Origin of the sequence: Catenovulum agarivorans YM01 (assembly GCF_000281085.1) — a bacterium.
Lineage (GTDB): Bacteria > Pseudomonadota > Gammaproteobacteria > Enterobacterales > Alteromonadaceae > Catenovulum > Catenovulum agarivorans.
Window position 1 is genome coordinate 60,759 of record NZ_JH767526.1, and the last position, 13,676, is coordinate 74,434.

11 protein-coding genes are annotated in these 13,676 nt (G+C 40.3%); 9 read left to right on the forward strand and 2 right to left on the reverse strand.

The features are described from left to right. Together WSC_RS22325 and suhB are read right to left on the reverse strand one after the other, a co-directional pair. The coding region (locus tag WSC_RS22325) for an OPT family oligopeptide transporter (protein WP_193352313.1) at nt 1–1,537 on the reverse strand (1,537 nt) is incomplete at its 3' end. A gap of 127 nt (nt 1,538–1,664) precedes the next feature. Beyond that, on the reverse strand, nt 1,665–2,468 hold the full coding sequence (suhB, locus tag WSC_RS0109090) for an inositol-1-monophosphatase (protein ID WP_016955613.1): 804 nt from the start codon (nt 2,466–2,468) through the stop codon (nt 1,665–1,667). Nucleotides 2,469–2,616: 148 nt separating this feature from the next. Here suhB and WSC_RS0109095 point away from each other — a divergent pair, with 148 nt between their 5' ends. The 9 genes from WSC_RS0109095 to WSC_RS22330 all read left to right on the forward strand — a co-directional run. After that, nucleotides 2,617–3,711 (forward strand): DUF2066 domain-containing protein, encoded by a 1,095-nt coding sequence (locus WSC_RS0109095; protein ID WP_016955614.1) that lies wholly within the window; start codon nt 2,617–2,619, stop codon nt 3,709–3,711. Between the two features lie 6 nt (nt 3,712–3,717). Next, on the forward strand, nt 3,718–4,422 hold the full coding sequence (gene hda, locus WSC_RS0109100) for a DnaA regulatory inactivator Hda (protein WP_016955615.1): 705 nt from the start codon (nt 3,718–3,720) through the stop codon (nt 4,420–4,422). Nucleotides 4,423–4,508: 86 nt separating this feature from the next. Further along, a complete protein-coding gene (locus tag WSC_RS0109105; protein WP_016955616.1) occupies nt 4,509–4,781 on the forward strand; it encodes a hypothetical protein in 273 nt (90 codons plus the stop codon). 14 nt (nt 4,782–4,795) lie between these two features. Next, nucleotides 4,796–5,497, forward strand: a complete 702-nt coding sequence (gene proQ, locus WSC_RS0109110) for an RNA chaperone ProQ (RefSeq protein WP_016955617.1) — start codon at nt 4,796–4,798, stop codon at nt 5,495–5,497. A gap of 57 nt (nt 5,498–5,554) precedes the next feature. Then, on the forward strand, nt 5,555–7,600 hold the full coding sequence (gene prc, locus WSC_RS0109115; protein ID WP_016955618.1) for a carboxy terminal-processing peptidase: 2,046 nt from the start codon (nt 5,555–5,557) through the stop codon (nt 7,598–7,600). 108 nt (nt 7,601–7,708) lie between these two features. Continuing rightward, entirely contained in the window at nt 7,709–9,085 is a 1,377-nt protein-coding gene (locus WSC_RS0109120; protein WP_016955619.1) for a sodium-dependent transporter, read from the forward strand. Between the two features lie 39 nt (nt 9,086–9,124). Further along, on the forward strand, nt 9,125–11,725 hold the full coding sequence (pepN, locus tag WSC_RS0109125) for an aminopeptidase N (protein WP_016955620.1): 2,601 nt from the start codon (nt 9,125–9,127) through the stop codon (nt 11,723–11,725). 22 nt (nt 11,726–11,747) lie between these two features. Next, on the forward strand, nt 11,748–11,972 hold the full coding sequence (locus WSC_RS0109130) for a DUF2835 family protein (protein WP_237716301.1): 225 nt from the start codon (nt 11,748–11,750) through the stop codon (nt 11,970–11,972). 149 nt (nt 11,973–12,121) lie between these two features. Next, nucleotides 12,122–13,676 (forward strand): hypothetical protein (locus WSC_RS22330; RefSeq protein ID WP_040394160.1); only part of this gene is annotated, 1,555 nt, incomplete at its 3' end.

The following is a 13,676-nucleotide window of genomic DNA, read 5'->3' on the forward strand; positions in this document are numbered from 1 at the left end:
GAGTCAGTTCCGCCATTAAACCTGCTTGTGGCGCAGCCAAATAACTAATATTGTCGTTAACAGGGCGGCCGATGCCATATGCTGAGTCTAATAAATTTAATATAAGTGGTAGAGTTAGCGCGGCGAGAATAACCCCTAACACTTGGTAACATTGTTGTTTCCACGGTGCGGCCTTGACTTCATGACCACACTTTAAATCTTGCAAAGTATCACCTGCAATAGCCGCCGAGCAACATACAACAGCAGCAATGAAAAGCACAGCGATTGGCGCTATGCTCATCCATGCATCAACAAGCAAGCTGAGTTGGTAAAAAATCACTGAGCATAACAACACAGTACATATCGTTACTGCTGAAACTGGGTTATTCGAACTACCGACTACACCAGCCATAAAACCCGCAACACTTGAAAAAACAAAAGAACAAATAAGCAGTAAGATAAAACTTATGAGGGCAACGACTAGGGCATTTCCGCCTGCAGGAAACTGCGCAGCAATCATAACGCTCGGGACCGCTAAACAAATAGGCACTAACAACATCAACCAGACTAAGGGTAAATCTTGTTGTTCAGAGAGAGTATCAGTTGGATTATTTCTAAAAGATAAAATGCTGTGTCTAATACTAAAAAACAATGGCTTGATAAGTTTTAAGAAAGTATAAATGGCACCAACCAAAATAGTGCCGACGCCGATAGAGCGATTTTGTTGCCAAATTTGACCTGCAAGTTGTTGCAGTTGTTCTGCTGACCACATAGATAATTGATTAGTAGAATCTAACCAAACAGGCTCGTTTAGCAGCAATTGTAGTGGAATACCAACTAGAGTGGTAATTAGGCCACCAACAAAAACCTGTGCTGCTATGCCAAAACCCAGAATATAACCAATCGCCAGTAGAGCTGGACTGAGTTGTGCACTTGCGTGTACTAAGATATTTTGGTTAAACCAAGTTGAGGTCAAGGTGATTTTTTGTGCCATCATGCCAAATCCATCGGCTGTGAGTTTAAACAAAGCACCTATGCCGGTTGCTTGCAATAAATGGCGTGTGCCCACGCTGGCAAAACCTGTTTTTACTTTGTTGGTAAAACCCGCTTGTAAAATTTTGGCGGTTGCAACACCTTCCGGATAGGGTAAAGCTTGCTCAACAATAAAAGATTTACGTAACGGAATGGTAAAAATAGTCCCGAGTAAACCTCCGCTGATTGCCAGCAATAAACATTGCCAATAGTGGTATTGGCTCCAGGCTTGGGTAATAACCAGTGCTGGGGTAATAAATATCATGCCAGCGGCTAGTGCTTCACCTGCTGATGCACTGGTTTGCACCATATTACTTTGTTGAATATTGCTGTTACGAAACCAGCTTAAAATCGCCATACTCAAGGCGGCCGCTGGAATAGATGCTGACACAGTCATGCCGACCATTAAGCCCACATAAGTATTAGCAGCGGTCAAACAAAGAGTAATCAGGATAGCAATAAAAATTGTTCGAGCTGAAAACTCAACATGATTAATTAAATGAGCAAGTTGTTGGCGTAGATGCATAACAAGCGCACTTCAGCGGATTTTAAGGTATTGAGAAGATTAACAAACAATTAGCAGGGAAGGGAAGACAAGCCCCCAATATAATTAACCTGTGTTAGGTAGTTGAGGGCTTATTAATTGGTTTTAACTATTTCTTCAATTCAGGGGTAATAAAAGGTTGAATTTCTTTTAGCGTTACCCCTAATAATTTAGGGTTAGCTGCAACAATGTTGCCTGAATCGAAATAGCCGTGACCACCAGTGAAGTCAGTTACCATACCACCAGCTTCACGAACTAATAAATCACCGGCAGCTGTATCCCAAGGTTTTAAACCTAATTCCCAAAAAACGTCAATACGACCAGCGGCAACATAAGCTAAGTCTAAGGCAGCTGCACCCGCTCGGCGAACATCACCACCGGCTTTAAACAATGCACTAAAAGTACCCATATAAGCGTCAAACAAATGTTTAGCTTTGAACGGGAAACCCGTTGCTAATAAAGTACCAGCTAGTTCTTTTTTGTTTTGCACACGAATGCGGTAGCCATTTAATTGGGCGCCAGAACCTCTAACTGCACTGAAAAGTTCATCTCGGATAGGGTCATAGACAACGGCAACTTCGGTTTTTCCTTTAACTCGTAGGGCAATTGAGACAGCAAAATGAGGAACACCACGGGCAAAATTGGTTGTGCCATCTAGTGGGTCGATCACCCAACAATAATCAGGATTTTTACCTGCTTGGTGGCCACCTTCTTCGCCAATAAAGCTGTGGTCAGGGTAAGATTGTAAAATAGTACCGATAATTGCTTTTTCGGCTTCTTTGTCGATATTTGTGACAAAGTCATTGTCAGCTTTGTTTTCAACCTTAACAAGGTCTAATTCTGAAAAACCACGAGCGATCACGTGGCCAGCCTTACGTGCTGCACGTACGGCGATAGTCAGCATTGGATGCATTTTCTTACCCTATTTTTAAAAAGAACATAAAATCGGCGCGAATTATACATAAAGGCGGCAATGCAGGCAAAGAATATAGCTGAAATCAGGTCGTTTTTGTTGGCAAAATATTTTAATATGGGCGCCAGAATTAATTCGTTGAAATTTTATGGACAATTTTGTGCGCGTGGGCGGCTATAAAAAATCATTACTCTTGTCTTTTATGCTACTTATTTCTTTACCTTTTAGCGTTTTTGCAATTGAGGTTAATGGGCTGTATTTAGGTAAAATCGCAGTAGACGGGCAATCATATCAAGATAGAAGCAAAGCATATGACGAAGCACTTGCTCAAGTCCTTATCAGAGTAACAGGTAATCAAGCTGTATTATCGCAGCCAAATATTCGAAGAGCCTTAAAACAACCTACCGAATACTTAATTCAATATAGTTTTGTTGAAGAGGAGCAGCAGCTGTATCTACAAGCCAACTTCAATGAAAAATTGATCAATCAATTGGTTAAAGATGCTGGAATTAATTTGTGGGGCGCACGTCGGCCACTCACTTTATGGTGGATAGCGATAGAGCAAGATGGTATTCGACGTATAGTTGCTGATTCAGATAAACAAATTACCGAAGAGATCAAAAAACATACGAAACTACGCGGCGTCCCTAGCTTGATCCCTATAATGGATATTGAAGACCAAATGAATGTGTCCATCACTGATGTTTGGGGAAGGTTCGCCCAAGCGCTAGAGCTTGCCAATGAAAGGTATCAACCTGAAGCGAGTGTGATAGCGAGGGTTTATCGCCAGTCAACCGATGCTAAATCAGTATTAACACCAGACTGGATAGTACAAATTACCTTAGTAGATAATCTAAGAAAATTTAATGCTGAATTTATTTTGGCTGAACTTGAGCAAGTCTGGCCGACTATGGTTAACTGGGTTTCTGATACACTTGCGCAACAATATGCGATAAAAGCACAGCAATATTCATCGTCAAATTTGCATATCACCATCTCGAATGTTGAAAACACTGGTCAAGCAGTAGCCATTCAGAAATTTTTAACTACAATATCCGCTGTTGACACTGCCTTGATTAAAAAAATCGATCAAGCTGGTGTAGAATACCAACTTCAACTGGTTGGTGAAGCTATCGATGTGCTTGAAGCTTTGGCGCTAGATAATAGAGTAGAAAAAATCGTTCCTATTTTTGCAGATGCGGATAATAAAATTGACAACCTTTATCGATGGAAAGGCAGGTAATTTCCATTGAAACAACAACTCACAATCGACTTTGCATTTGAACCAGAAGCTCAATTAAACTCTTTTTATGCTGCTGGTAATGAAGTATTAGTGGCTAGTTTACAGCAACTTATCCAGCAAACAGCGCAAAGCCATGCGCAAAACTTAGCTTTTATTCATGGTCCAGCTGGGTGTGGTAAATCACACTTATTGCAAGCTTTATGTCAATACGCGGATGATCTCAACATTAGTGCGCAATATTTGCCCGGTAAAGTTATTCAACAAATGCCACCTGAGTTTTCTCAAGGGTTAGAAGCAAATGATTTACTGCTGGTAGACGATATTGATGCGATAGCAAACGACTCTAGCTGGCAAACCTCTATGTTTGATTTAATTAATCGAAGTTTAGAGCTTGAGCATAAAATAATATTTGCCTCAGCTTTACCGGCTGATGCAGTTGGATTCAGTTTGCCTGATTTAGTATCAAGGTTAAACTGGGGACAAAAGTGGGCGATACAACCACTTGATGAGTTAGCTCGTCAACAGATGTTGCAGCAACGCAGTGAACACAGGGGGATAGCTATGCCAGATGAACTAGCAAGTTATATTATCCTTCGCTGTCAGCAAGACAATGCCAGTATCATTAAATGCCTAGATGTGTTGGATCAACAATCATTGGCAGAGAAACGTAAATTAACCATTCCTTTTGTAAAAAGTGTAATGGGATGGTAAAGCGCCTAAATTCAGGCGAATAAGATTAATTTTATTCTAATTTGCATGTATCATGCGTGTTTATTAGATAAGCTAAAGGTCTAACATTGAAAGAACTTGTTTCAATACATGAATTTTTAGTATTACCCGACGATTTGTCTGATTGGCATCAAGATAGTGAATTAGCGGCAGATAACTACAATGTTGCGATTCATTTACTCTATGAGCAAGTTGAAGATGATATCGAAACTGAAAAACTGTCCGGTTTATTAGAGCAAGTTTGGTATGCCCTGGCTGCGGACGAATATTTAACAGAATTTGAAGATGAGAACGAAATTATGGTTTGGGTTGAGCAATTTTTATCTCAACAAGAATCATGATTATGGTGGTATGAATGCAACAAACTAATCAAGACGTAAAAAGTGAAACCCAAATGGAAACTGTAACCACAGAACAAAGCAGTCAGGCAGACAAAATTAAAGATACACAACAAGTAATTGAATACTTGGCAGAACGCTTCCCACAATGTTTTTCAGTGAAAGGTGACGCAAAACCTTTGAAAATTGGTATTTTCCAAGATATAGCAGCGCAATTATCAGAAGAAGATCCAATCTCTAAAACCAGTTTACGTGCCGCATTACGTAAATATACCTCAAGCTGGCGTTATCTAGCTTGTGTGCAAGAAGGTACGCAACGTGTTGATTTAGAAGGCGCAGATGCTGGTGTAATTGAAGCTGAACATGCAGAACATGCACAAACTCAATTGGCAGAAAGTAAAAAACGTGCAGCGGAAAACCGTAAGAAAAAAGCACCAGCTCGTAAACCTCAAGCGGATAAAACAGGCAAAGATGGCGAGCGCAAATTTGCTCCACGCAAACGCACTGCAAATGCGAAACCTTCTGCAAAAATCCAATACAAACCTAAAAGCAAAGCCATTGAGCCTTTTAACGGTGAACTAAAATTAGGTATGGAAATCAGAGTTAAGTTAGGCAACTCGCCTGTTCCTTGTACAGTTACTGAAGTCAGTGGTGATGAAGTTGTTGTGCAAACCATGACAGGAATGACGATTAAAACTGAAAAGAAAAACTTAGTTTAGGCTATAGTTAAATAATCAAGTTTTGAAATTAGATGTTTAGAAGTTTGGAGTAGGTGTATGAAGTTACTGTGTCGAGGCATATTACTCGGTTTGGCAATAACTTATGTTGGTACTGTAAGTGCGATTAGTACCAGTAAAGATCCGCTTGAATTACCTGATTTAGCGCAAGAAAGCCAACATGCTCTGGCCAGTAAACGTATATATCACTTATTTACTCGTGAACATTACAAGCGTTTTGCAATGGATGATACTTTTTCGAAAAAGGTATTTGAACGTTACATCGACCAGCTTGATTACAACAAACAATTCTTTTTACAAACAGACATAGATGAAATGGCCAAACATCAAGGCGAATTTGATGAGGCATTTTATCGCGGCAAATTAGACTTTGTTTACGACATGTTTGAACTAAATCTTCAGCGTCGTAAACAAATGTTTGAATATGCTTTGTCTATCATTTCTACTGAAGAAGAAATGAAGTTTGATAAACAAGAATTTTATTATTACGACCGCGAAGATAGTGCTTGGGCTAAAGATGTTGCTGAGCTAAAAAACTACTGGTTGCAAAGAGTTAAGTACGATGCACTTAATCTTAAATTAACCGGTAAAGAATGGTCCAAAATAAAAGAGCTTTTAACTAAGCGCTATACCACTGCCATTAAACGCTTGGCGCAATCACAAAGTGAAGATGTATTCCAATCTGTGATGAATGCTTTTGCTCGTAGCATTGAAGCGCATACAAGTTATTTGTCACCACGCCGGGCAGATAGATTCGAAATGGAAATGAATTTATCTCTAGAAGGTATCGGTGCTGTTTTATTTGCTGAAGATGACTATACAGTCATTCGGAGTTTAGTCCCAGGTGGTCCAGCGGATAAATCACAACAAATAAAACCAGAAGATAAAATTGTTGGTGTCGCACAAGCAGATGATGATTTTGTTGATGTTATCGGTTGGCGTTTGGACGATGTGGTTGATTTAATTAAAGGGCCTAAAGGTACTGAAGTACGTTTACAATTGCTTAAAGGTGGCGCAGCGGATAATCAAACTGTAGTGGTTAAACTTGTTCGTGACAAAATTAAACTTGAAGATAGAGCCGCCGATTCTAAAGTTTATACACCAGAAGAAGGCCCTTATGCTGGGCGTAAATTAGGTGTGATTGAAATACCTAGCTTCTATTCTGGCTTAACGCGTGATGTTATCAAATTGCTGGAAACACTAGAGTCAGAGAAAGTTGAAGGTGTTGTAATAGATTTGCGCGGCAATGGTGGTGGTTCGTTGCCAGAGTCAATTAATTTAACTGGTTTATTTATCGAAAAAGGTCCAGTTGTGCAGGTGCGCAGTGTTGGCAATCGTATTGATGTGCAAAATGATAGAGATCCAAGAGTTTTTTATCATGGGCCATTAATGGTTATGGTTGATCGTTATAGCGCTTCCGCATCTGAGATATTCTCGGCTGCTATTCAAGATTATGCTCGTGGTATTGTGATTGGCGAACAAACCTTTGGGAAAGGTACAGTGCAGCAACATAGATCACTTGAAAAACGTTTTGATCTGCTAGAAAAACCCTTAGGGCACATTCAATATACTTTTGCTAAGTTTTATCGCATTAATGGTGGCAGTACTCAGCACAGAGGCGTTATTCCAGATATTTTATTCCCGTCGCCAATCAATCCAGATGAGTGGGGCGAAAGTAAAGAAGAGAATGCTTTACCTTGGGATAAAATAAATAGTGCCAGTTATGCACCTGTAGGTAAGGTGAGTAACAACGAAGTAATCACCTTGCAAACTAAACATGAGCAGCGTATTCAAAAAGACCCTGAGTTTATTTACATATTTGAAGATATTGCTGAATACAAAAAGAACAAAGATAAAAAGTATCAATCTTTAAATGAAGCTGACCGTATCAAAGAGCGTGATGATGCAAAAGCCATGCGCTTACAACGAGCAAATGAAAGGCTTGTACGCAAGGGCAAAGAAAAGGTCGAAAACGTCGATGATATTCCTGACGAAATCGAAGAATACGACGTATTTTTAAATGAAACAGCCAATATCATGTTCGACTTTATCGGCTTAAACAAAATAGCAAAAAATAATAATTAACAAATTCAAGGCTCTGAGTTACCGCTCAGAGCCTTTTTCTTATCCTGATTTCAGGTTACCAATTCAACTATCTACTTAAATATAATAATTAACTCATTGGAGTGAGATATGTCTGGTACACAACAATCAATTCATAGCCAATGGTCAAATAAATTTACCTATGTTTTAGCTGCAACAGGCGCAGCGGTTGGCTTAGGTAATATTTGGAAGTTTCCTTATATTATGGGGGAAAACGGTGGTGGGGCATTTGTCCTTGTATACTTAGCTTGTATCGCACTGGTAGGCGTACCCATAATGATTGCTGAAGTTTATTTAGGCAAAAAAGGTCGTTTAAGTCCAATGCGTTCGGTTGCTCAAGTTGCAAAACAAAATTCAGCATCTCCGCTATGGCAACTTGCGGGTGGCATGGGGGTACTTGCTGGTTATTTAATTTTATCTTTTTATGCAGTTGTTGCTGGTTGGGCATGTGCTTACATATTCAAAGCCGCTGCAGGTGAGTTTAACGGCCAAGATGCAACAGCTCTAGGCCAAACATTCGGTGATTTTATTGCCGATCCAGCATCCTTGCTCGTATGGACGAGCTGCATCTTAGCCTTAACCGTTTTTGTAGTGGCTCGGGGTTTACAACGCGGGTTAGAAAAAGCAACGCGTTTTATGATGCCTGCAATGTTGTTGCTGTTGATAGTCATTGTTGGTTATTCAAGCATGTACGGTGATATGAGCGCGACTTTGAGTTTTATGTTCGCTGCTGACTTTAGCAAACTAACAGTTGATAGTGTATTAACAGCGTTAGGTCATTCGTTTTTTTCACTTAGTTTGGCTTCCGGCATTATGATTATGTATGGTGCTTATTTACCTGAAAAAACCTCAATCGTTAAAACATCTGTTTGGATTGCATGTGCAGATACCTTAGTTGCCTTGTTAGCCGGATTAGCCATTTTCCCTATTGTTTTTGCCAATGGTTTAGAACCTGGCGCGGGTCCTGGACTGATTTTTGTCACCTTACCACTTGCGTTTGGGCAAATGCCAGCGGGTCAATTAATCGGTACCGTCTTTTTTGTTATGTTGGTGTTTGCCGCTTTTACTTCCGCTATCGCCTTGATTGAATCTAGTGTTGCTTGGTTGGTTGAAAAGTGTGGGTTCCGCCGTGTACAAGCTGCAATTGTTGCAGGTATTGGTTTGTGGATATTAAGTTTATTAAGCGTTTATAGCTTTGCACCAAATACTTGGGCGCAAACCGATATATTCGGCGAAACTAAGTCCTATTTTGATGTGCTCGATTATTTTGCATCTAACATATTATTACCCTTAGGTGGTTTATTCATCGCGTTATTTGTTGGTTGGAAGGTACGCAAAACCGACTTGGCAAATGAATTAAACTTACCGCAAGCGATTTTTCAAACATTAATCTTGTTACTCAAAGTTATCACACCTATCTTTATTATCGCTGTGTTTCTAAATTTGATAGGTGTTGTGAAGTTTTAAGCAAATATCAGCCAAGGTTTAGCTTTTTTTGGAGCCGTTATGACAATGCAAGCCAAGTATTTAAAAGACTATCAAGCACCAGACTATCTGGTGGATACCATAGAGCTAACATTTGAATTGTTAGCCGAAAAAACTTTAGTTGAATCAAAAGTTCAGTACCAAAAATCCTCAAGCAGTGCCACAAGTTTAGTGCTCAATGGTGAACAACAAAAAATCATCAGTGTTCAAGTGAATGGCTCAGCGCTTGCTGCAAGTGACTACCAACTGACCGACGAAACGCTTCAGCTAAATAATCTACCTGAGCGTTTTGAATTAACCATTAAAACGGAAATTGATCCGGCGAATAATACGTCACTTGAAGGTTTATATATGTCGGCTGGTGCATATTGCACCCAATGTGAAGCTGAAGGGTTTAGACGAATTACTTATTATCAAGATAGACCTGATGTTTTGGCTGTTTTCACTACACATATTATTGCGGATAAATCTCAGTTTCCGTATCTATTGTCCAATGGTAATAAAGTCAATGAACAAAGTTTAGCTGACGGTCGCACTAAAGTTACTTGGGTAGACCCTTTCCGTAAACCTTGTTATTTATTTGCTTTAGTAGCAGGTGATTTTGATTTACTTGAAGACAGTTATACAACTAAATCAGGCAGAGAAGTTAAACTTGAATTATTTGTCGACAAAGGCAATTTAAAACGTGCACCGCATGCTATGAGTTCGTTGAAAACCTCAATGCAGTGGGACGAAGAGCGTTTTAACTTAGAGTATGACTTAGATATCTACATGATAGTTGCGGTTGATTTCTTCAACATGGGGGCAATGGAAAACAAAGGCTTAAATGTCTTTAACTCTAAATGCGTATTAGCTGATCAACAAAGTGCTACGGATGCAGATTATTTAAGTATTGAATCAATTGTTGGTCATGAATATTTCCATAACTGGACAGGTAATCGGGTAACTTGTCGTGATTGGTTTCAACTTAGTTTGAAAGAAGGTTTAACTGTATTTAGAGATCAAGAGTTTAGTATGGACTTAGGCTCGCGGGCGGTAAATCGAATTCAGCAAGTTAAAGTTATGCGTGAGCACCAGTTTGCCGAAGACGCTGGACCAATGTCACATCCGATTCGTCCTGAATCAGTTATTGAAATGAATAACTTTTATACTGTGACTGTGTATGACAAAGGTGCTGAAGTCATACGTATGATGCACAGTATTCTAGGTGAAGCGGGTTTCCAAGCGGGTATGGCACTCTATTTTCAGCGCCATGATGGTCAAGCTGTCACTTGTGATGACTTTGTTGCAGCTATGCAAGATGCAAACAATGTTGATTTATCCTTATTCAAGCGTTGGTATAGCCAAAGTGGTACACCAGAAATCTCGGCTGTAACAAGTTTCGCCGATGGTGTCTTCAGTATTACTCTGAGTCAGCACACGCCTGCGACGGCTGAGCAAAAAGCAAAGCAGGCGTTGCATATACCGGTAAACGTTGCGTTTTTTGATCAGCAAGGTCAACTATTAACTGGTATTGAAGGTGGCGCAGAGCAAGTTTTACAGCTAACTCAAGCAACACAAACATTTGAATTTCAAACATCAGTTGAGCCATTTGTCAGTTTATTACGTGATTTTTCTGCCCCAGTTAAATTGTCATTCGACTATTCGGATGCGGCGTTAGCCTGTTTAATTCCAGCTGAAACCAGTCAATATACTAAATGGGAATTAATGCAGGCGCTGTACAATAAACATTTAATGGCAAAAATTGCTGATAAAAATTATCAATTCCCAAGTGTTATCTACCAAACCATTCAGGCTTTACTTGCAGACTCAGATACAGACAAAGCATTGCTCGCCGAGATACTCTCGGTGCCAAGCGTCAATAGTTTGCTCGAGATTGCTGGCGGCGCAAATATTGATGATGTTATTTTTGCGCAAAAATCCCTCAAGCAAGATTTGGCGCAAAACCTGGTTGAGCAATTGCAGCTTTGTTATCAACAAAATCATGCAAGCCAGTATGAATATAGTCAAGCTGCGATTGCAAAACGTGCTCTAGCCAATGCTTGTTTAAACTTGTTGGCGATTAACGCAAAGCAAAGCAACAATGCGAACTTGCTTGAGTTAATTAATCAGCAATATCAATCGGCCGATAATATGACAGACAAACTGGCGGCTATGTCGGCCGCTAGCATAGTTGGTGGTGAGTTATTCACGGCTATTATTCAACATTTCGACCAACAATGGCGTGGCGACGCTTTAGTTATGGACAAATGGTTATCGGTGCAAGCGCGCCAAGATGTAGATGATATTTTGGAGAAAATAACCGCTTTACAATCACATCCTGATTTTAATTGGAATAATCCAAATAGAGTACGTGCTTTAGTTGGTCAGTTTGCTATGTTTAACCCAGTACAGTTCCACCATAGTAGTGGGCGAGGTTATAAGTTCTTGGCGCAAGTGATTGAAAAATTGAACAGTATCAATCCTCAAGTTGCCGCGCGTATGATAACGCCACTAATTCAATTTGCTAAATTAGATGCTGCACGTATTACTATTATTCGTGCAGAGCTTGAAAAGTTGGCGGCACTACCAAACTTGTCTAAAGACTTATTTGAAAAAATATCTAAGGCATTGCAACAATAGATAGCATTTGATGGAAAGTTTAATGCTAAATAGCTACTTTTTCACATTAGACGTCAGTTACACAGAGTGCCAGAGTTTATACTCTGGCTCTTTTTATGATGTGGTGTTAATCGCTGAAAATGGCGTGCGTGTGCAAGTGCCAATTAACTTATTAAAGCAGCATATTAATAGTCGGGGCATTTTTGGCCGTTTTCGTTTGTTAACAGACCAAAATAATAAAGCGATTGCTTTTGAACGCTTGAGGTAGCAGTTCACAAATTTACTGCTTACTTTTTTCTTCTGTTGAAAGTGCGGCGACTGTAGCACTTTGTTGGTTAATTTGTCGCAATTTGGCCGATCTGGTTTAGTCTTAAATAAAGTCAAAACTAACAATTAAAAACTTTTAAGGACAACTACATGAAGCATAAATTTAAACTCTCACTAATTGCCGCTAGTTTATTCACCGTCGGCTGCTCTGTTGATATCAAAGTTGATGATGAAAATGCTGGTTCTAGTGGCCAAGTGGATAAACAAGGCGAGAAAGTCTTTCCTACGGGATTAATGGTTGCGTCACCTTTTGAAGATGAAACTGATGAAAGCCAAGTGAGTGGTACAGCGAAACGCGGTGGAGGCACAATTCCGCATTATTTGTGGGCTACTCAGCGTATTGGCCGAGTTTTAAACGGAATGACACCCCTACGCGATGAATTTATGATTGATTCATTTTATAGCACTGGTGGACGCGCAGATTGTTTTGGCCCGCAAGTCAGCTATCAAGGCCATCCTGACGCGACTTCTGCAGATATGCAGGACGGAACTTTACCCGGCGGCGATTTAGGTATTTGGTTAGCTGAAAATCAATTTGGCCAGGCTTGTGTCGTGGCACAAACCAATAGTCTAATGAGAGGCGTGCAAGCACGTTCGCGTATGGCTCTTATGACCTTAGCGAGTTTAGTCTCGGTCGCCAATAGTGAAGGTGAAGACTTACCAGAAGATGGTGAAACACTAGACTTAACAGTTGCGATGGACAATCAAGGCATAATGGATGTCAGTTTTAACGACGCGACTATTAGTAATGCAAGTGGGATCTGGCTATACACTGTTGATTTGGATTACACAGTAGACGGGCAAGATTATACGATTTGGCTGCAAATGACCCACGAGCCAACTGCTGATTTTGATGTATATGAAGGCAATTTGCAGTATTTGGTTGAAGGTGATGAAACGGTTGCGGGTATTCAATTTCCTGGTGGCAATTGCCAACAAAACGAGCGTACGCTTGCTGGCTCATTATCTTACGTCCGTGATGGCGATGATATGTCGTTACAAGCTAGAGCCGCGACTCTTTGTGGTCACTCAGTTGTAGGCTCGTTTGATGCAGATGGATTAGTGGACCCTAGCAACAAATACGATTCAACTGCTAACTCGGACGGCTGGAGTGAAAACTTCAGTATTTTTGGCGCTGAGTTTGATGTGGCAACAATTGAAGGCGATTACGCTTACGCATGGCAAGCTGGTGTGGGTGATTCAAATAGCCGTATCTTATTGGTTGGCATAAACGACCCTGACTTAGCCAATGGCGAAGGCCATTTCGGTTATGGCGAGCAAATGGACAATACCAATGGCTGGATAGAAGGCTTTATTTGTAATTGGGCTGCGCCAGGCGCAGATCATACCTTGATCACTGCAACTCAAAGACAAGCGTTTGAATTTGATGAATCAAATCATGTTTATGTTGGCACAGATCATAGAGCAAATATTGAGTATGCACCAACTAGCAGTTGTGATTACGATGGGTTGGGAACATTTGTTTTTGACATTGATGCCAGCGGCACTTTAGCTGATATTGCAGAGGAAGATGCAGCCTTATCCTTTACCAATGATTTATGGAACCCAACGGATAACAGCCACACAGTGCCACAAGGTTTATCTGCTAGGGGAATTAATGTACCCACAATTCCTTATGGCTGGG